Source organism: Anaeromassilibacillus sp. SJQ-5, assembly GCF_054108045.1.
Window position 1 is genome coordinate 1,024,626 of sequence record NZ_JBPJWQ010000001.1, and the last position, 20,460, is coordinate 1,045,085.

Sequence of the window (20,460 nt, forward strand, 5' to 3'; positions counted from 1 at the left end):
TGACGCTCATGCCCTTGCCGGACAGCTTTTTGCAGGAACTGATGGCGCGCAGCGATATTGAGAGCGTGGTTTCCTCCTATGTAAATATGAAACGGCGGGGAAGAAATCTGGTGGGACTTTGTCCTTTTCATGGGGAGAAAACCCCCTCGTTCACACTGTATCCGGAAACCTCCTCGTTTTATTGCTTCGGCTGCGGAGCGGGCGGAGACGTCATCACGTTTATCAAAAGAATAGAAAATCTCGACTACATCGATGCAGTACGCTTTTTAGCGGATCGGGCCGGAATGAAAATGCCGGAAAACGATGTAAACGACGCCACCTCCCGTCTGCGTACCCGTGTCCTGGAGGCGAATCGAGAGGCCGCGCGGCTGTTTCACACCTGGCTCTATGGGCCGGAAGGGAAAGTCGGCCTGGACTATTACCACAGCCGCGGCTACACGGATCATACGATTCGCCGTTTTGGCCTGGGTTTTGCGCCGGATAGCTATCAAACGCTTCGGGACGCTCTGCGTAAGAAGGGCTTCAACGACGAAGAGCTGGTTGCCGCTTTTCTGGCGAAACGCAGCTCCCGTTCTCCGGGTACGGGCAGTCTGTACGATATATTTCGAAACCGCGTCATGATTCCCATTATCGATATTCGGGGCAATGTCATCGCATTCGGCGGCCGGGTTCTGGACGATTCCAAACCGAAATATCTCAATTCGTCCGACACCTTGGTCTTTAAGAAGACCAACAACCTGTTCGCCCTGAATTTTGCAAAAGCGGCCAACAACCGGCAGCTGATTCTCTGCGAGGGCTATATGGATGTTATCGCCCTGCACCAGGCGGGCTTCGGCAATGCCGTGGCAGCCTTGGGTACATCGTTTACGGCCGACCATGCCCGGCTGGTGGCCCGCTACGCAGATGAAGCCACCTTGATATTCGACGCGGATTCCGCGGGTCAAAAGGGCACTCAGCGGGCTATTAGCCTATTGCGGAGCAATGGTGTACATATCCGGGTCGTGTCCATTCCGGATGGGAAGGATCCCGATGAATTCATCAAGAAAAACGGACCGGAAAGGTTTCGTCTGCTGCTGGAACGCTCGGCAAACGACGTGGAATACCAACTGATGGAGCTGGGGCGTCGCCATATGCTGGGTACGGCGGACGGTCAGGTGGCCTATCTGCGGGAAGCTGCGGATTTGTTGGCCGGTCTCGGCAGCCCCATTGAGAGGGACGTGTATGCCGGTAAATTGGCCGCGGAACTTGCTGTTTCGAAGGATGCCATCCTTCAACAGGTCAATTATTCGGTGGAAAAAAAGCGAAAACAGCAAAAAGACAGGCAGCTGTCGCAAATTGTGCGGCAGACGGAGAATACTATCCGCAAGGTGAATCCCGGCGCGGAGAAGCATCTGCGAGCCGTCAGCGCAGAAGAAGGATTGCTGGGGCTGTTGCTGCTGAATCCAGATTTTATCGGCCCGATGGCGGAACGGCTTCCGCCCGAGCATATGGTGACCGATTTCAATCGGCGGCTGTATCGGCAGCTGATTGAACGCCACAAGAATGGACTGCTGGTGGAACTGGCCTTTCTTTCCGCCGACTATTCGGAGGATGAAATGGCGTACATGTCCCGCATGGTGCGGGACGCGAAGGAGAGAGAAGCTTCTCTTGCGGAAGCCCGGGGTTACGCGGATATCATCCGCGAGGAATATAGCCTGCGCGGTCTGGAGAATCCTGCCGACATGCCGGAGGATAAAATCCACGAAATATTGGCCGCCATGCGGGATTTGAAAAAGTAAGAAACCGTATTAGGTTCAAATGGTGTGCCGCCGCGCAGCGGACGGCTGGAAGGATTGGAAAACATGAGCAAAAAAGAACTGGAAACACCTGAAATCCTGACGGAGGAGGCCGCCGGCGCGGCTGCTGAAGCGGAACAGGAGCCAATGGAAACGGCGGAAGCCCCTGCTGCGAAAAAGGATAAAAAGCTGCAAATCCATGATTTGGTGGAGCTTGGCAAAGCCAAGGGAAAGCTGACCACGCAGGAAATCATGGACGCTATGGAGGATTTCGATTTCGATCCCGATCAGATGGATAAGCTGTACGAGCAGCTGGAAAGCCAAAATATCGAAATCATTGACGACTTCGAAACGGCGGCTTTCGCTGACTTGGATTTCGTTCTGGACGCGGCGGAGGGGGACACCGCCGAACCGGTAGCGGTTGCGGAAGGTATTGCCATTGACGACCCGGTAAAGGTCTATCTCAAGGAGATTGGCCGCGTGCCGCTTTTGTCTCCCGAGGAGGAGATCGATCTCGCCATGCGGATCATCGACGGGGACGAATATGCGAAAAAGCGCCTGTCCGAGGCTAATCTGCGGTTGGTGGTCAGCATCGCTAAGCGTTACGTGGGCCGCGGCATGCAATTCCTGGATTTGATTCAGGAGGGGAATTTGGGCCTTATCAAGGCCGTGGAGAAGTTCGACTATACCAAGGGGTTCAAATTTTCGACATACGCGACTTGGTGGATTCGGCAGGCGATTACCCGTGCCATCGCCGATCAGGCCCGTACCATCCGCATCCCCGTCCATATGGTCGAAACCATCAATAAAGTGAAAAAGGTGTCCAGCCAGCTGCTGCATAAGAACGGGCATGAGCCGGTGGCGGAGGAAATCGCCAACGAGCTGGATATGCCGGTGGATAAGGTGCGCGAAATTATGCGGGTGGCCCAGGAGCCGGTGTCCCTGGAAACCCCTATCGGCGAAGAGGAAGACAGCCATCTGGGGGATTTTATTCCCGATGATGAGGCGCCAGCGCCGGCGGACGCCGCTTCCCATACCTTGCTGAAGGAACAGCTGGGTGAGGTGCTCTCCACCCTGACGACGCGGGAAGAGAAGGTGCTGCGGCTGCGTTTTGGATTGGAGGATGGCCGCCCCCGCACGCTGGAAGAGGTGGGCAAGGAGTTTGATGTCACCCGGGAACGGATTCGTCAGATTGAAGCCAAAGCCTTGCGGAAGCTTCGGCATCCCAGCCGCAGCAAAAAGCTGAAAGATTTCCTGGATTAAAGGAGAGCCGTTATGCACATCAATCTGGAATCCGATTATGCCGTGCGGATTGTGCAGTATCTTGCCCAGTCGAATGAGCGGCGGGACGCCCAGAGCATTGCCGACAGTACCTGTGTTTCCCTGCGGTTTACTCTGAAAATTATGCGAAAGCTCGTGGCGGCCGATATTGTTCAATCGTTCAAAGGCGCCCACGGCGGGTACACGCTGAGCCGTCCCGCCTCGTCCATCACCCTGCGCCAGGTGATCGAGGCGGTGGAAGGCCCCTATCGGTTCAGCCGGTGTGTGGACAATGGCTATGCCTGTAATTGCTCTTCGGTGACGGCCTGCCCGTTTCACTCGGTTTTCGATGACATTACGCAAATGGTTATTCAAAAGCTGGACGAAGCCACGTTCGATTCCCTGTAAAGCGTAAAGCCCCGGAGAATTCTCCGGGGCTTCTTTGACAAGCTGAGGCCTGCCGCATGCGCGGCAGGCCTTTGGTGTTTATTCCAGCTCAAACGCGCCGGTATACAGCCGGTAGTAGACGCCCTTTTCCTGGATCAGACTGTCGTGACTGCCTCGCTCAATTACCTCGCCGTGATCCAACACCAGAATGGCGTCGGCGTTTTGAACGGTGGACAGCCGGTGGGCGATGACAAACACCGTGCGGCCCTTCATCAGACCGTCCATGCCCTTCTGAACGATGGCTTCCGTGCGTGTGTCGATGCTGGAGGTGGCCTCGTCGAGGATCATAACCGGCGGATCGGCGATGGCCGCCCTGGCAATGGACAGCAGCTGCCGCTGCCCTTGCGACAGCCCAGCTCCCGCGCCGTTCAGCATGGTGTTGTATCCTTCGGGAAGCCGCTCGATAAACCCGTCAGCATTGGCCAGCCTGGCCGCAGCCCTCACCTCCTCATCGGTGGCGTCCGGCTTGCCGTAACGGATGTTTTCCGCCACGGTGCCGGTGAATAAATTGGTATCCTGCAGCACGATGCCCAGCGAACGTCGGAGGTCGCTCTTGTGGATTTTATTGATGTTAATCCCGTCGTATCGGATTTTTCCGTCCGCAATGTCGTAGAAGCGGTTGAGAAGATTGGTGATGGTGGTCTTCCCGGCGCCAGTCGCGCCGACCAAGGCCACCTTTTGCCCCGGTTCGGCATACAGAGTGACCCCGTGCAGCACGGTTTTGTCCTCTTCATAGGCAAAGTCCACGTTGAAGAAACGGACATCTCCAGTCAATTTCGTGTAAGTAACCGACCCATCGCCGTGAGGGTGCTTCCAGGCCCATAAGCCGGTATGTTCTTCCGTTTCACAGAGTACGCCGTTTTCCTCGCGGGCGTTGACGAGAGAGACATAGCCTTCGTCCGTTTCCGGTTCCTCGTCCATAAGGGCGAAAATGCGGCCTGCGCCCGCCAGCGCCATGACCACGGAATTGAACTGCTGAGACATCTGGGAAATGGGCTGAGAGAAGCTTCTGGAAAGCTGCAGGAAGGCCGCGATAGCCCCCAGCGTCAGCGAGCTGATGCCGGACAGGGCCAGCGCGCCGCCTACGACGGCGACCAGTACATACTGGAGGTGGCCCATGTTTCCCATAATCGGCATGAGAATGTTGGCGTATTTATTGGCGGCGTCGGCGTCCTCGAACAGCTCACCGTTAAGCCTGTCGAACTCCTCTTTGGCTTTTTCTTCATGACAGAACACCTTGATAACTTTCTGGCCGTGAACCATCTCTTCGATGTATCCGTTGAGCGACCCCAGAGAAGCCTGCTGGCGGATGAAGTACCGGCGGCTTTTTCCCGCCACCTTCCGGCTGACCAGCAGCATACCTGCCACACAGAGCAGCACCAGAACCGTCAGCGGGATGCTGGTGGTTATCATGGCGATGAACACGGCCACCACGGTGATGACGGCGCTGAACATTTGGGGCAGGCTTTGGGAAACCGCCTGCCGGAGCGTATCGGTATCGTTGGTGTAAACGCTCATAATATCGCCGTGACTATGGGTGTCGAAATAGCGGATAGGCAGCGCCTGCATCCTGGCGAACAGCCCGTCGCGGATTTGCTTGAGAACCCCTTGGGAAACCGACACCATGATGCGATTATAAGCGAATGCCGCCAGCGTTCCCGCCAAATAAACCACCGCCATCATCAGAATGGCCTGAAGCAGTCCTGTGAATACCGGAGAAGGGGAGAGGAGCAGCGGCGTGATGTAATCGTCGATCAGCCGCTGGGTGAATAAGGAACCGGCCACGCCGGTTATCGCGCTGACCAGAATGCAGATGAGCACGGCGATCAGCTGCCCTTTATGGCCTTTCCAAACATAGCCCAGCAGCCTTTTGGCCGCCTTACCATCCATAGGAATTTTAGGCATGCATCTGCTCTCCTTTCGTTTGAGAAGTAAAGACTTCCTGGTAAATTCGGTTAGTTTGCAGCAGCTGTTCGTGTGTGCCGATGCCATTGATGGCGCCGTTGTCCAGCACCAGGATGGTATCGGCGTCCTGTATAGAGGATACCCGTTGCGCGATAATGAATTTGGTGGTGTCCGGCAGCTCGCTGCGGAAAGCCTGGCGGATGAGGGCATCGGTGCGGGTGTCCACGGCGCTGGTGGAATCGTCCAGAATCAGAATTTTCGGGCGCTTCAGCAGGGCGCGCGCAATGCAAAGACGCTGCTTCTGGCCGCCCGACACATTGGCGCCGCCTTGCTCGATATGCGTGTCATACCCGTCGGGAAAGGCGCGGATGAAATCGTCCGCCTGGGCGAGCCGGCAGGCCCACACCAGTTCTTCATCCGTGGCGTTCTCGTTGCCCCACAGCAGATTTTCCCGGATCGTGCCGGAAAACAGTTCGTTTTTTTGCAGGACCATGGCCACGTTCTCCCGCAGGCTTTCCATATCGTACGCGCGCACATCCACCCCGCCGACCAACACACGCCCGCTGGTGGCGTCGTATAGACGGGGAATCAGCTGCACCAGGGTGGATTTGGAGCTGCCTGTTCCGCCCAGGATTCCCACCGTATGGCCTGATGGGATCGAAAAGCTCACATCCCGCAGGCACAGCTTTTCCATATCGCTGCTGTAGCTGAAGGAAACGCCTTCGAAGGCCACCGCCCCATCCTGTACATGGGTTATCGGCGCGGCGGGGTTTTGCAGGCTGCTGTCCTCGTCCAGCAGCTCGGCCGTCCGCTCGGCGGAGGTACGGGCTATCGTCACCATCACCAGAATCATGGACAACATCATCAGGCTCATCAAAATCTGCATAGCGTAAGAAATCAGGCTGACCAGCTGGCCTGTCGTCATGCTGGAGCCCACAATCAGCTTGGCGCCAATCCAGGAGATTAACAGCATGCAGGTGTACAGGCACAGCTGCATCAGTGGCATGTTACAGGCCACTGTTTTTTCCGCCCGGCTGAAATCCCGGTATATCGTGTCGGAAACCTTGCCGAATTTTTCAATTTCGTGGTCTTCCCGCACAAAGGATTTCACCACCCGGATCCCCCGCAGATTTTCCTGAACGACATTGTTCAGCTTATCGTAGGTCAAAAATACCCGTTCGAAAATCGGATGCGCTTTGCGCGCCAATAAGAACAGGCCGAGTCCCAGCACCGGAATCACGCATAGAAACACCAGCGACAGCCGCGCGCTGATGGAAAACGCCATGCCCAGTGAGAACAGCAGCATTACCGGCGCCCGCACCGCTACCCGGATAATCATCTGGTAGGCGTTTTGCAGATTGGTGACGTCGGTGGTCAGTCGTGTGACGATACCGGCGCTGGAGAATTTATCGATATTTGCAAAAGAAAACGTCTGCACCTTCCCGTATAGATCATGCCGGAGATTCCGGGCGAATCCCGCCGAAGCGCGGGCCGCAAAGCGTCCCGACAGCGCTCCGAACAGCATGGAGATGCCTGCCGACAAGGCCAGAAATATGCCCATTTTTATCAAATACGGCATATTCCCGGCGTTGATGCCGTTGTCAATGAGCCGGGCCATCAACAGAGGAATGACCACTTCCATGACCACTTCCATCGTCACGCAGAGAGGGGCCAGTATCGAATCCCGTTTGAATTCCCTCACACAACTTGCCAGTCGTTTTATCATACACAGTACCTCCATTATGTTAGCAGACTATCAGTCAGTTACCTAACAGTTTGCTTTGGCAAATAACCTCTTTTTAGAAAAAAGAGGTTACGACAAATTTTGTTTGATTTTTTCCGCCACGTCAAAAAAGATTTGCAAATCCTGCGCTGGAATGCCGCGCGCCATCAAGGCCTCTGTTTCCGCGATTTGTTCCCGGACCTTTTCATGAATAGCCACCGCGCTGTCCGTCAGGGCCACCCTTTTTAGCCGGGCGTCCTCCGCCACGCTTTCACGATACACAATGCCCCGTTCCTCCATCAGCCGCAAAAGCCCGGAGGCGGTGGAACGCCGAATGGAAAAGTGTGCTTCGAGATCCCGCTGAAAAATGACGCTTTCCCGGTTCTGATAGAGAAAATCAATGATTTCCGCATGCATTTTGGTCGGGGGAGGGCCGCCGGGAGACGGATGGGTTTCAAACATCCGCCGCTTGAGCAAATTGGAGAGCGTCCGAATGGTAAGCCCAATGGAATGTTCCACTAGTATATCCCTCCTTTTGTTAGGCTGCTAACATTATAAGCCGCTTTGATTTCTCTGTCAACCCCTTTTTATACCGGTGCACTCCCGCATGGCCTTTTTGACGCAATTTCCGGGCTTATCGCTGAACAGCCCGAAAATCCAGCCCTGGCGCTATTTCCTGTAATAGCGCTTGCCGTTTTCTCCGATTTCAAAAAATTGATCCGAAGCCTCAAAAACCTTGTCGAATACCAGCCTGTTGGTTTTGTCGTACTGTTTACAATACCCGTCATAGGTCACAGAAGCACCGCGGCTGTAAGAACCCGGACTGTAAACAAAAAAAGAGTCCTCCAGGATCTTGATTTTTGGGTACAAACAGAAATCATATGTGGCCTTGAGGGTAAAATCCGCTTCTAGAACCCTCAGTTTATCCGCCGTGGCGACGATTTGATCCTGAAAATAAGCCGCCACGATCTGCGGGTTTCGATAAGCCGCGCTTTTCACCACCTGGCCTGCGGGATCGAGCTCCTTCAAAAACGTGCTGATCGAGCCAGTCGTGTTTCCGCTGAAAAGAACGCTGCCGTTTGGCGAAATGTCCTGAATGGAAAAGTTATCCTCATGTGTCTCGCCGCTATACGTCCATTCCACTGAAAAATCATCGCGAATCCGGCTGATGGCCCATTGGTCACCGGTATACCCCACGGTGATGTAGCCCCCCAAGGGATAATTGAAGGTATAGCAGGTGGTAAGACCCTTTATTTCAGGCGAAATGGTTTTTGTGCCTTCTATGCTGATTTGGCAATAAACCGTCGCCGGATCGGGGGATGATTGCAAATTTACCAGCAATGCACCGCTCGCCGTTAATAAAAAATTGGAATTCGAGAATTCGTCTAAATCCAATGCCGTTTTCCAAAGAAGCGTTCCCCGCTCATTGTAGGCGGCAACCTCCCCGTTTTTCGATGCATAAAAAAACCTTCCGTCTCGCAGCGCATATATCCGGCCATCCGTCTGTGTTTTTATCTCCCAATTCTTTTTCCCATTCTTGTCAAAGGCGTTCAGATGATATGTGGATGAGTTCCCGCTATCATAGGAAGTCAAGTAAATAGAGGCGGCAGATTCCGTAAAAGACGAGACTTGCCCCCGAAACGAAAGGCGGACGGAATCAGACGGATTCTGTGCTGTGCAGGCGGGTGCGAGCATAACCGCTAGCCCCAGCAGCGCGCCCTTGGCTATCCGAAATCTTATTGCCATATAATGCCCCTCCTTATACCTCTCTTAAATTCATCCTCGTAAATCATATCATAAAACCCAAAAAATGTCGACGTTCAAGGGAGAATTTACAAAATCAGACGAAACAATAAGAAAGAGGCAACGCGGCTGACATACCGGGCGGCACGGTCGATCGACTTCTGGAAGATTATGTGTTATGATAAGTAACAACGACTATCTCGGATAAAAGGATGTAGCGATTGCCATATGATACTGATACTTGCGGAAAAACCGAGCCTGGCCCGGAATATAACGGCGGCCATCGGGGGCATGAAGAAACGGGACGGGTATTATGAAGGTGCCCAGTATATCGTTACCTGGGCGTTTGGCCATCTATTTTCCCTGGCGGATATCGAGGACTACAATCCCGCCCCGCAGGAATGCCGCCATTGGACGATGGATAATCTGCCCTGCTTCCCGAAAAAGTATAAGTTTGTGCTGCGTAAGGGCAGCGACAAACAGGTGGATAGCGGCGTTGCCCGGCAATTTGAGACCATTAAGGCGCTGTGCAACCGGCCGGATGTGGATACCATCGTCAATGCGGGGGACGCCGACAGAGAGGGCGAAATCATCATCCGCATCATCGTGGATCACGCCTTTGCCAGTAAAGAGGAACGCGCGGGCAAAAGCCATAAACGCCTGTGGCTGCCGGATCAAACGGCGGAAACCATCAACAAGGCGCTCACGGAGATGAAAGACGAGGAGGCGTATGACAATCTCGCGTACGAAGGCTATGCGCGAACCTTTATCGACTGGCTGTACGGCGTGAATCTGACCCGGTATGCCACCCTGAAAACCGGCACTCTGCTGCGGGTCGGCCGGGTTATTGTCCCGATTGTCAAGGCGATTTACGACCGAGATATGGCTATCAAGAATTTCGTTCCCGATATATATTACGCCTTGGCGAGCAAAGAGGAAACCAACGGAGAACCGATCGAATTGCAGTCCAAGCAGAAGTTTGATAAAAATCAGCGGGAAAAAGCACAGCAGCTGTGCGACGCTTATAATGCGGCGGGAGCCGTCGTCGTCGGCGTCAAGAAGAAAAAGGACAAGCTGAATCCAGGTAAGCTGTATTCGCTGACCAAGCTGCAGAATATGCTAGGAAAGACCTATAAAATGGCCATGCCAGACAGTCTGGCCATTGTGCAAAAGCTGTATGAAGAAGGGTATGTCACCTATCCCCGCACCAACTCGGAATATCTGGCGACAGCGGAAAAGGACAAGGTGAAAAAGATTTTGGAGGCTGTCGGGCGTCTGGGATATCCAGTGGAATTCAAAGACAGCAAGTCGATTTTTGACGATAGCAAAATCGAGTCTCACTCCGCCTTGACCCCTACCTTCAAAATCCCGGCCAAGGACAGGCTGACCCCGGACGAGTCCAAGGTATACGCGGCCATCATCCGCCGCTTTGTGGCTGTGTTCTGCGCGGAGCCGTGTGTGGCGGAGAAGACGGAAATCCGGATAGCGGTCGGGGAACTGGAAGAATTCCTGCTCAAGGGCACCGTGATTTTGGAAAAAGGATGGACGAAATACGACGATTACAGGGGAAAGGACAAAGTTTTACCGGCGCTTAAAAAAGGGGATAAGGTCAATATTGACTTTAAGCCGGTGGAAAAGGAGACTAGTCCGCCCAAGCACTATACCATTGAGACCTTGAATAATTATTTGAAAAACCCTTTCCGGGAGGAAAAGGCCGCCGCCGACAGCGAGGGCGATGATCCGGGAAGCGATACCGCAGATTATAAGGCCATTTTCGAAGGCCTGGAGCTGGGGACGGAAGCGACCCGCACCGGAATCATCGATAACGCGCGGAAAAGCCGGTACATTCAGCTGAAAAAGGACGTTTACACCATTTTGCCCGACGGCGTCTATCTCATCGAATCGCTTCGGCGGATGCAGATAGGTATGGATAAGTATAAGACGGCCGAACTGGGCCGCTCGCTAAAACGGGTTTTCCGTGCGGAGAGCCGGATTAACGATTGCCTGGCTCTGGCTCAAAAGGAAATTGCCGCGGTTTTTAACACGGCGCCCCAAACGCTCGAAGAGGACACAGACGATGGTTTTTACGGGGAAACGGCGGGCCGATGCCCGCTATGCGGCGGCGAGGTCGTCCGGACGAAATTCGGCTATGGCTGCCGTGGGTATAAGGAGGGGTGTAAATTTAGCATCCATGGCGTGATTTGTTCGCGGGTGATATCCATTGCCAATGTCCGAAAACTGTTGTCTGAAGGCCGTACCGCGAAAATCGTTGGGTTCATCTCAAAAAGCGGAAAAGCCTTCGACGCCGCTTTGCGTCTGGAAAACGGCCGTGCCGTATTCGACTTTTCCGGGTAAACAGTTTGAAATACCTGCGCAAAATTTTACAGGTAGGGGATACGAACTTCCGCATCCCACAAAAGTACCAGCCCATTGTGGCCAATGGGGGTCTTGCTATGAATTATACACGCCAATTTCATGAGCACCCCGTTTTTTCGACCCTGTGCCGTACAACTATTACGTCATAAATAGGCTCTCTAATGGCTGCTTTTGAGGGAGAAAGAGAAATTTCATATGGTTCGTACAGGCAGAAAAATGCGTCAAACCTTAGTGAAATCAAGGTTTGACGCATTTTTTGGCAGGGGCAGAAGGACTTGAACCCTCGGCACGCGGTTTTGGAGACAAAACGCTGAGGTCTATCCCACTCCACCATGATACACGAAAAAGTCGAGATTTTACTGGCTTTTTGACCCGGAGCATAAAAGGCTGATGAAACGCGAACCGTATTCTGACAGCCTTTTTGACAGCCTTTCTAGGAAAAGTCATCTATCACTATCATAGTTTTAAAAAATCAATTTGTCAAATGCGCTCAGTATGATTATTTTAGTTAGATAATAAATCCAGTTAATTATTTCGATTTCCCGCTGCATACTCTCCCATATTGATATCCAGCACCGCCCTGGAGGGTTGGATCAAAGAATCTTCGTACTGGCATCTCCACTGAATTTCCCGACTCATGTTACCATCCTTGATTCCATCTATGGTTTCATCATCCTCAATGGGATTGTCATTTTCCAGAATATATGACGCCACGTTGTAGGCGTGGTTTACTACCAGGTTTGGATCCATACCATGGAAGTGATACTGGAGATCTGGCAGGAACAGAGTGCTCATGCCCACCGTGTCGATGAGCATATCCTCGGTTCCCTCAATGTTGAAGAAGCGGACATTGACGCCAAAGCGGATAAATCGGTCCGAGCCTTCGATCTGGTGGGAACGTACATCCTCCGCCAGAAACAGCTTGCCGCAGTTTTGGAAATAGAACGCCTCACAGGTGGGGTACAGCTCCGCCAGAGCATCCAAAAAGTCGGCATCCAGGTTGGCTCTCTCCAGTGCGGGAAGAGCGGCTGCCAGCATATCGGTGGCTACGACCTGATATTGACACTCACGGAAGATCCGATCTCGGTCCTCCTGACAGTCCCACATCTGGCTCATCAGGAAGGCATCAAAGCCTTTGCCCTTGAACTTGTCGCATTTCATTACCATCAGCTGCACCGGGCATTTGCCATCCTGAAATTCCGCGATATGATCCAGGGCAGCAAAACCGGTCATCTTTTTATCACGGCAGAAACACTCTACAGCGCCGATGTGCTTTTCCATCACAGCGGTCATTTCATCCTTGTCCGGCATGTCCACCGGCTCTTTGAACAGCATCTGAATGAGATAGGGGCCTCCGGGCTGTGGGCCTTTTTTGTCATCCAAGTTTTGCTGGAACACTTCGTTACTCATCATCATTCCTCCTTTTTTCTGTAACTGCCCTCCGAGTATTTGGATTGCTATTTTTTATCCATTCGTCAATCGTTGGAAATAGACCAGTATAGCAAACGAGATATTAGCGTTCCCGTTTCAAGTAGACCATATCAATAAGCTGCTTCCCATCTTCAAACATCAGATGGTCGTAGTTGTCTATGAAAAAATTCTTTATACGATGTGATTCCGTAAAGCCGCATTTGTGGTAGAAGCAAAGCATTGAAGGAACATCACCAGTTCCGATAAGTAACGTATTACAGTCAGCATAATGGGAAAACAGATAATCAATCAGTCTTTTGCCATAGCCCATTCGTTGACTGTCAGGCATAACCGCTATATTTTTAAGCTCATAAATGCCGTCCGCCTCATTCGTAACTACACATTCGGCCTTTACTCCATTGTCGTTAAGCACAAACATTTCGCCGCGTTCAAGGTACTTGTCTATCATACTTTCCTGTTCGTCAGCTATCAATAATAGGTCGATATATTTTCTCTTATCGCCATCATTAAGTTTTATAATTTCCATTCGCTTTTTCCTTATCTTTTTTTCTTCAACGCTAAAGCTGTTTTCTTTAAAAGAAAAGTCGTGCTCTATGCTCTATACCTTCAAGTGAACTGACCGCCCTTCAAAGTTGCTTTATGGTTTAACTTCCTATTATCTTCTGTTTATAGCTCAGTTGATAACCGAAAACAAATCTGTTTCAAGTCTTTCGGTTTCACGGACAGATCAACAACTTTCTTTTGTAGATCTCGCACCATTTCAAAATATTCGACAGGCGCTTGTATTTGCTCCAGGTATCCTATATAGCGAATAATCTGATCCAGCGATTTCTTTCTGTACTTGGCAATCTCGCCCAGTTGGGAATAACCGCGTCCCGCCATATAAACCTCAACATTTATGCACTGAACAGCCGTTATGTCCAGCGTTTTGTGCTCCTCTTTTTCCGATTTAATGGTAGACAGCAGATTTTTCACAGAATGTCTAATATCATATTCACATAAAAATCGAAGCTCGTCGAACAAATGATTCTTTACAAAATGGATTGCTAACGGTTCAAAGAGCACATCATCCTGATACCAGCCGCCATGAGCACAAGAAATCAATTCCTGATAACGCTTTTCCGAGATCCAATTCTGTGCGATTATCTTACTTCCTTGCATCCATGCATCCAGTCTGGTTTGAGTCACTTCAGGACTATCATAGGCTGTTCCATAACAGGGCAGCCCATTGGCTTTCAGCCACTTGGTTACTTCCTTGCTGAATTTTGTGTAGCTCAATGTGCCACCCCCTTGATAAATGTCGCCAACTGCTTATGTTCGTCCTTCGTTTTTCCCAATCGCATCCGCTAATTGACCACTGACGGCATCTATGTAGAGATACACCCCGTCCCGATCACAATGGTACAGATTGGAGTAGCTTGTGCTCTCATTCGGACTGATGGGGTTGGGCTCTACCACTTCAGTGGCCTCCAACAGACCAGCTCCTGATTTTGCAGCAGCAGAAAGTGCTTTTTCAGCACAGCGATCTGTCCATTGCTCCAAAGCCCCTCCAGATCTTCAAGGACTTTTGGGTCCTGCTCCATGTCTTTGAGAAGTTGCATAACTTGATCTGGAGACAGATATACACCGGAGCAGTAGTTTTCGATGATTCGGTTCTGCATGGGGTTTGGAAAGGAAACAGGAGTGATTTGTTCCCATGAGGTGAAGTACCGCGCATATTCTGGCTTTTGTTCCACCAGGAACGAAAAGGCACTACCTCTGGTGTAATAGTAATCTCTGAAAAACCCTTGGATTACTGCAATATAGAAGCCGTGGCTTTTGTCAAACAGCTCGTTAGATTCCGTTTCAGCCCCAACGCGCAAGGTATTCAGATATTTTTCTGCATAGAAATCCTCCATTCCATGCTGCGCGGCAAGTGCCAGCACTTTTTCCTCCTGTCCCTGCTGTATCCAGGTTAAGGGAGTAAAATACCATTCCCGCATTTCCTCTGGTGAAATCGGGTGAAAACTCACATCGTATCCCATTCGATCCGTCCTTTCACTCCCACTCAAAAGGCTCTTTTAAGTGGTGTTTTTCCATGATTTGCTTTTCTAAAGCGAAATAGGCATTCATATCCTCTGGCTGCGCTGGAATATCCTTTTGCCAATAGCCGTTTCCATAGTAGAGCAACATGGTCCAGTAATAGGGTAACTCATGGCTGAATATCGCCACATCCATGGCATTGTCCACTGGCGCTGCCAGCGGTGAGCGTTCCACTATCTGGGAGGCTTCCTCATAGGAGATCTCCACCATCTCCACCAGCAGGTGCTTCACCAGTTCGCAGAAGCTGTACTGGTTGAATATGATCTGACCATCCTCATCTTTGAACACAAGTCCATCACGCAACACTTTGGAACGACACCTCTTGATAATTGCATTTCTGCTTTTTGAAGATACAACTGTGTGGTCATAAAAAACACCTCAATCGAAGTCCATCCAGACCAGGTGCTTTCCGCAGTGAAGGCACTGAAACAGATAGCATTGAAGATGTCCTCCGTTAACAGATTCCTGAATCATTTCTTTATGCTCATCGTCCCACATGGGGTCATCCAAAACTTCTTCAAGCACATCCAGCGCCCGCAGTTCGCTGGCTCCCACATTACCCAAATAGGCGCAATAGTCACCACAATGGGCGCGCCAGTATTCCTGCTGCCAACCAGAATAGCCAGGAGTGCGGTGGATAAGTTCATCCAGCTTCTCTGGATCGTCTACACCATCATCCAAAGAACAATCATCCTGAAAGCTGCCGTTGTATTTCCGGGCCGCCTCGCCGCTGGCAATGCACTCTGGGCACAAATACTCAATATCTTCCACGGTATAGAATGGGTCGGTATAGTAAATATGAGTATTCTTGCCACAGCAATCACAAACCACACTCTCCTCAGACTGCTCAAAAGCCCCGGTATCCAAAGGGTCTGGATGGTACCGGAAAGAAGGGAGACCAAGTTTGTCCCGCTTTTCCCTGTCTTTTTGTTTCTCCGCTTTGGTTTTAGGCTTGCGGAGGGCAAAGGAGTCTCCCCAGTCATCGGCATATTCTTTCATAATCGCCAGACGCCGGAAAATTTTTGGATTCGACCGATCTCCGATTTTAGAAAGCAATTCATAGGCACTTTTTTTGAAGTCCAATAGGTCATAAACATACACCAATACTTCTTTAGCTTGTGTATCTTCGCTCTGCTCTAATTCTTCTTTGAACGCATAAAGCGCACGAACACTATCCGCTTTTCCTTTTGTCTCACGAAACTGCTTTTGGAGTTCAATATATTGCTTTAGGTATTCGTTCATAGACACACCCTCCTGCTCAATCCCACCAGAAGTACCAAACAGTGGACTGCCGCAGCACATCGGACAAAGCACCAACGGTGGCTTCCTCCGGGCCTTGGTCAATCACATCAGGGCAGAAGCCATACAGTTCCACTGCTGCATCCATAGCCTTCTCCTCGGGAACGGGAGCCGGGAGCAGGAACTCCAACTCGTCGTGGCTCATAGCAGCGGGCACCGCCCCATGCTGTTCAAACCAGTATTTCGCAACTGCCATTAACTCCGGCGTGTTAGGACATTCATTCCAGCCACCAAAGGGCAGATAGGCAAAAATCTCCCAAGGGTTCTTCACGGGGATTTTAGCCAGAATGAGAGGATAGGTCATATTATTATCGGAATTCCAGTAGCTTGAAAAACGACGGTTATCATATCCGCCCTCCATCTCGCCCAGGATCTCCTCATCCCAGTCCATATCGTCATCCTCGGCTTCTTCCTTGCGCTGCCCAATCATTTCCTCCAAAACTGCTTTACTGTTTTTGATGGGGGCGGAGAGCATTTTCTTCCGGTATGCGGCAACTTTGTCCGGGTCGAAAGCATAGTCGTCCTCGCCATCGCTGTCCGGGTCAGAATTCATAATCAGGCATTCCCACAGGATTTCGTCATCCGCCTTAATCAGAACCGGCACAAAGCCCTCTTTAACACTTTCCCGTTTGGCATAGTTGTATGCCGACATGATGGGGTCATCATCCGTCATTGAGGGAAAATAGGTACATTCACAGTCCAGATATTCCATCATGGCTTCTGCAAGGTCCGAAGGCTCTAGAGTGGCCTCATCGAAATTTTGTCCCTGCCAGTTGACGAACCGCTTTTCAATAACTTTTGCCATGGCCTGATAATAATTCTCATCAAAGGGAATAAAAAGATAGGCTTCATCTTGGAACTTATCGGAATAATATTGCTCTAAACCGAAATAATCCAAGGCATAGTTATCAATATCGCTGGGGAAGTACGGGCTGTCCGCCTCCCCATAGTAGTATCCGGCAAAGGCTGCGCCCTCCTTGTTGAACAGTGCCCCAAAAAGCTGTCCTTTCAGTTGATCCCGGATAAAGCTACGCAGATCGGCGCGGCTCACATCCGCTATAAACGGCTGCACCTGCTCCCAGTACCGCTCCATAAATTCTGCGCTCATCAGATCATGCTCCATGCACCAGCGCAGATAGATCGCCATGTGGTTATAAGCGCTCAACTCGTCCACCGGCAGGCCCTTTTCCTGAATGGATTTCAGGTGCCGGGCGGCATCGTCCATATCGCCGGTGAATTCCTCTTCTGCAAGCGTTCCTCTGGTGATGGCATTCTGGCGAGTAGGATTGACCACAAAACTGATGCCTGCCATCTTGTTAAGCAGGGCGTCCACGTCATGCTCTATTTTATATTCCATCTCATTCCGATAGAGAGGGATTACCTGATAGAAATTGACCTCTTCGCCGCCCGGTAAAGTGCATACCTCGCCGCCTTCCGCCACACCCTGGGGACCGGTCAAAATGGCGGCGCAGAGTTTCGTATCCTCTGCAAAAGGCGATTGCTTGTCCATCGTGTGACCAAAACCCAGCCAGGTATCGCTGGAAATGGGCAGGCGGGCCAGCACCTTCAAAAGGCCAATAGGCCAGTACCACCGCTCATCCTTCAGGGATTCCTCATCCAGTTTCCAGTCCGTCTGCAGAGCGATGGCCAGCTCCGCTCTCTCTAGCTTGTATTCCGCCAGTTCCTCCGGCACATTCATCCGGTGAGCACCCATGCCCATCGTCACCAGTGTGTAATAGTCCCGCTCCTCAGAAGGCGGAACAACGCAGATGTCCACATGGATGTCAGGGGAAACCAGCTCATGGAACACATTCTCAAACTCACCAAAGGTGTTTTTGATGTGCTGCTCTATCGCAGACATCTCATCCTCCGTATAAACCTCCGGTTCACTGTTTTTCCTTGAGGACCAGAAGGCATCCGCCTTTGTGCCGTCTGGATTCAGGAAAATCTGAAAATACTGATCCTCTCCAGGCTGTTGATAGACAAGACCAATGCGGCGGATCTGGTCTACAAACACACCTGTTAGAATGCCCTCTGGTTCTCCTTCAGGGGTGTGGGTCAGCCATTCTCCGTTGTCCAACCGTTCCTTTAGCTGCCGCAACCAGTCGGTTCCCATCTTGGAGAGTCCGGCTTCGTTCATACGGAAGGAGAGCTCCACAAGATGTTCCTTTACCGGGTATTGAAATTCACAGCAAGGGGAATTTTTCTCATAGCCATACCGTTCCGGGCAGAATAACGCATAAAATTCGGAAAGTCCTGCTTCATCCACCCGAATACAGGCCAAGGCACGCTGTTTATCATCCGCATTCTCGTCCAGTCCCTGCTGGAGCGTTTGGTCGGCATCGGGGTTGATCCAGTGGTATTCCATCTGTTCTAAGGTAGCTCCGGCTTTGATCTCTTTTTTCAAGGTCAGGAACTCATAATCGCCCGGTTCCAGTTTTAATCCTTGTTTGACAGCATCCAGCGCACCAGTTTTATCACCAAAATGCGCCCGCAGTTTGCCCACTTGCAGCCAGATCCAGGGGTAGTTCGGTTCCTCTTTTGCGCCCTTCTCTGCATAGTTAAGCGCTTCTTCCAGCCTGCCGCAGTACATCAGCGCAACAGAGTACCGGTAGTACCAGGTCGCGCAGCCTGCGGTGTTGGGTTCCGAATCCTTCATCCACTGGGCTGCCTGATAGTAATGGATGTAGTCGTCCAGGTTAAGGCAGGCGAAGGCGTACCAGAGGGCGATCTGCAAATCCTGGTGAGCCTGTTTTTCGCTGAACCGTCCTTCTTCTACGCCGTTTTTGATAAAATCCTCCAGCCAGCCGAGCATTTTCTCAAAGTAACCGGTGGTTCCTTCATCAAAGGATTCCAGTGTTTCAATATCCTCTGCCGAGAGCAGGGAGCCGGTTTCCTCATGAATATCAGGCTCCAGTTCTTTCTCATCCAGCAGCGGCACACCGCCCACATCCCGTCGGAAAACATGGAAGTGGGCATAAGGCAGGTCACTTCCTTCAAAGAATGCCTGCGCCGCTGTCAGTACAGCAGGCAAATCCCAGGCGATAAAATCCAGATACCCACAATACAGACCAGTGGCGCCACCCAGGAAGGTCACGGCTTCCGCTCCTGCATCCCGCAGGATGGCATCCCGCAGGTTATCCCGGAAGTCCAGAATGGCTTTGCTTCGCTCCTCGCCGGTAAAGCCCGTCAGGGGGTAGCAGATGAACCCTGCCACGATTCCGTCACGATGATACTCATCCACCATATCAGTACGGGCAGTCAGATAGTCGTTGATGAGCACCGGCAGGCGGCTGGTACCGGTATAGACATCCAGCCGCCAATCAGCCTCCGGATCTTCCACCGGTTCAAGTTCATAGGCAAGATAACTGTTTTCCAGATAGTCGCTGCCATCCCTCCAAAGGGAGAGTCCCATGCTTTGCAGCAGCTCCGGCAGTTCGGAAAGTAGCTTGGCCGGTTCGTCTTTCGGCTGAGCATAAACATCAAACCCAGCAACAAAGGCGATGGCGGAAACTTCTCCGATAGTTTGATCCACCAGCATAGAGAGCGCCCACCAGACCTTGTCTGTGTCCTCTTTCAAGATCGGCGTCAGCTTTTCACAGCAAAGGACCAGACTTACCTGATGATCTTCTGTTTCCTCTGCCCACATCTGTACATCTTCAGCCCGAACTTCGATTTCTCCAGCTCGCAGCTCGAACCCCTCACAGGGCTGGCGGCCTACCCAGATATTCCAATGCTCAAGCACCGATTCCGGGGCCTGCTTCTGGAAGTACACCAACGGGAACAGGCGGGAGCGAAAGCCCTCCGGGCTGAGGATCAATTCATACTTTTCGCCATTAAAGCCCAGCTCAAAGGAAGTATCACGCAGGGCCGTCTTGAGTGCATTCCCGCATTTTTCAATCAGTTCTTCGCTGCGCCGATGCGTTTTGTCGGTATCCATGATTTCACGCAACTCCGCCTCAATCTGAGAAAAGGCTGCCCATGCTTCCTGCGTCCTTTCCCGGAAGTTCTTTTCAAAGCGGGGCAGGGACAAACGACGCCGGCAATCGTCTATGTACTCCTTAGTGTCTTTGTCTCCGGGGCGGGCTTCCAGGGCCTTTTCAAAGTAACGCAGGGCGGGACCTTCCTCATCCAAGTAATAATAAGCGGAAGCGATTCGATAATTCCAGCAGTGATCTTCGGCAAAATACTCCTCATGGGGAGCCAGAAGTTCCAGCGCCTTTTCAAAAGGCTCCCGTTCTCCTATATGTGCAACGGCAATATATGCCTTGGCCAATTCGCTGTCCAGTTCCGGGGTGCGCTCCTCGGCAGGAATCGCTTCCAGGGCGTCGATTACCTTCTGCTCTTCTTCCTGTTCAAACCATTGCTGGCATTGTTTCAATAAATCCATATCATAATCTCCTTTTCCATCTTCGGTAG

16 protein-coding genes are annotated in these 20,460 nt (G+C 51.6%); 4 read left to right on the forward strand and 12 right to left on the reverse strand.

Annotated elements, in window-relative coordinates:
- The first annotated feature begins 8 nt into the window (after positions 1-8).
- From dnaG to ACSAMM_RS04190, 3 genes are all read left to right on the forward strand, one after another.
- Positions 9-1,778 (forward strand): DNA primase, encoded by a 1,770-nt coding sequence (dnaG, locus tag ACSAMM_RS04180; protein ID WP_457789981.1) that lies wholly within the window; start codon positions 9-11, stop codon positions 1,776-1,778.
- A gap of 144 nt (positions 1,779-1,922) precedes the next feature.
- Positions 1,923-3,038, forward strand: a complete 1,116-nt coding sequence (gene rpoD / locus ACSAMM_RS04185; RefSeq protein ID WP_457792145.1) for an RNA polymerase sigma factor RpoD — start codon at positions 1,923-1,925, stop codon at positions 3,036-3,038.
- A 12-nt stretch (positions 3,039-3,050) separates the two neighbouring features.
- Positions 3,051-3,443 (forward strand): RrF2 family transcriptional regulator, encoded by a 393-nt coding sequence (locus ACSAMM_RS04190; protein ID WP_457789982.1) that lies wholly within the window; start codon positions 3,051-3,053, stop codon positions 3,441-3,443.
- A gap of 78 nt (positions 3,444-3,521) precedes the next feature.
- Here ACSAMM_RS04190 and ACSAMM_RS04195 read toward each other — a convergent pair whose 3' ends face one another.
- The 5 genes from ACSAMM_RS04195 to ACSAMM_RS04215 form a co-directional block, all read right to left on the reverse strand.
- Entirely contained in the window at positions 3,522-5,387 is a 1,866-nt protein-coding gene (locus ACSAMM_RS04195) for an ABC transporter ATP-binding protein (protein ID WP_457789983.1), read from the reverse strand.
- On the reverse strand, positions 5,380-7,113 hold the full coding sequence (locus ACSAMM_RS04200) for an ABC transporter ATP-binding protein (RefSeq protein ID WP_457789984.1): 1,734 nt from the start codon (positions 7,111-7,113) through the stop codon (positions 5,380-5,382). Before ACSAMM_RS04200 ends, ACSAMM_RS04195 begins: the two co-directional genes overlap by 8 nt.
- Positions 7,114-7,200: 87 nt before the next feature.
- Positions 7,201-7,629 (reverse strand): MarR family winged helix-turn-helix transcriptional regulator, encoded by a 429-nt coding sequence (locus ACSAMM_RS04205; RefSeq protein ID WP_457789985.1) that lies wholly within the window; start codon positions 7,627-7,629, stop codon positions 7,201-7,203.
- Positions 7,630-7,686: 57 nt separating this feature from the next.
- On the reverse strand, positions 7,687-7,767 hold the full coding sequence (locus tag ACSAMM_RS04210; protein ID WP_457792146.1) for a hypothetical protein: 81 nt from the start codon (positions 7,765-7,767) through the stop codon (positions 7,687-7,689).
- 12 nt (positions 7,768-7,779) lie between these two features.
- The gene (locus tag ACSAMM_RS04215; protein ID WP_457789986.1) at positions 7,780-8,856 is read right to left on the reverse strand and encodes a hypothetical protein; all 1,077 of its coding nucleotides are present in this window, start codon (positions 8,854-8,856) and stop codon (positions 7,780-7,782) included.
- Between the two features lie 225 nt (positions 8,857-9,081).
- Between ACSAMM_RS04215 and ACSAMM_RS04220 the strand changes: the two genes are divergently transcribed.
- Positions 9,082-11,208 (forward strand): DNA topoisomerase, encoded by a 2,127-nt coding sequence (locus ACSAMM_RS04220; protein ID WP_457789987.1) that lies wholly within the window; start codon positions 9,082-9,084, stop codon positions 11,206-11,208.
- Positions 11,209-11,754: 546 nt separating this feature from the next.
- Here ACSAMM_RS04220 and ACSAMM_RS04225 read toward each other — a convergent pair.
- From ACSAMM_RS04225 to ACSAMM_RS04255, 7 genes are all read right to left on the reverse strand, one after another.
- Positions 11,755-12,639: a DUF4261 domain-containing protein gene (locus ACSAMM_RS04225; protein ID WP_457789988.1), complete on the reverse strand. Its 885-nt coding sequence runs from the start codon at positions 12,637-12,639 to the stop codon at positions 11,755-11,757.
- 103 nt (positions 12,640-12,742) lie between these two features.
- Positions 12,743-13,186 (reverse strand): GNAT family N-acetyltransferase, encoded by a 444-nt coding sequence (locus ACSAMM_RS04230; RefSeq protein ID WP_457789989.1) that lies wholly within the window; start codon positions 13,184-13,186, stop codon positions 12,743-12,745.
- Between the two features lie 140 nt (positions 13,187-13,326).
- Positions 13,327-13,938 carry a hypothetical protein gene (locus ACSAMM_RS04235; RefSeq protein ID WP_457789990.1) on the reverse strand — a complete coding sequence of 204 codons (612 nt, stop codon included), beginning with the start codon at positions 13,936-13,938 and terminating at the stop codon, positions 13,327-13,329.
- 173 nt (positions 13,939-14,111) lie between these two features.
- Positions 14,112-14,684, reverse strand: coding sequence for a hypothetical protein (locus ACSAMM_RS04240; RefSeq protein ID WP_457789991.1), 573 nt, complete (start codon positions 14,682-14,684; stop codon positions 14,112-14,114).
- A 13-nt stretch (positions 14,685-14,697) separates the two neighbouring features.
- Positions 14,698-15,048 (reverse strand): hypothetical protein, encoded by a 351-nt coding sequence (locus ACSAMM_RS04245; protein WP_457789992.1) that lies wholly within the window; start codon positions 15,046-15,048, stop codon positions 14,698-14,700.
- Positions 15,049-15,120: 72 nt separating this feature from the next.
- Positions 15,121-15,984, reverse strand: a complete 864-nt coding sequence (locus ACSAMM_RS04250) for a CbrC family protein (RefSeq protein WP_457789993.1) — start codon at positions 15,982-15,984, stop codon at positions 15,121-15,123.
- A 16-nt stretch (positions 15,985-16,000) separates the two neighbouring features.
- Positions 16,001-20,431 (reverse strand): suppressor of fused domain protein, encoded by a 4,431-nt coding sequence (locus ACSAMM_RS04255; protein WP_457789994.1) that lies wholly within the window; start codon positions 20,429-20,431, stop codon positions 16,001-16,003.
- Positions 20,432-20,460: the final 29 nt, after the last annotated feature.